Consider the following 319-nt stretch of genomic DNA (forward strand, 5'->3'; position numbering starts at 1 on the left):
TGAATCAGATGCACTTACTGACGCTGAGTCAGATGCGCTTACTGATGTTGAATCAGATGCACTTACTGACGCTGAATCAGATGCACTTGTTGACGCTGAGTCAGACGCGCTTACTGACGCTGAGTCACTTGCACTTACTGACGCTGAATCAGATGCACTTGTTGACGCTGAGTCAGATGCGCTTACTGAGGTTGATTCAGATGCACTTACTGACGCTGAGTCAGATGCGCTTACTGATGTTGAATCAGATGCACTTACTGACGCTGAATCAGATGCACTTGTTGACGCTGAGTCAGACGCGCTTACTGACGCTGAGTCA

At 48.3% G+C, this 319-nt stretch carries 1 pseudogene; it reads left to right on the plus strand.

The features are described 5' to 3' along the window. Positions 1 to 319, plus strand: a pseudogene (locus ACJQQZ_RS12565) (Lmo1799 family Asp-Ala repeat surface protein); the annotation flags it as partial.

Source organism: Staphylococcus sp. KUGN1 (assembly GCF_045984185.1).
GTDB lineage: Bacteria > Bacillota > Bacilli > Staphylococcales > Staphylococcaceae > Staphylococcus > Staphylococcus warneri_A.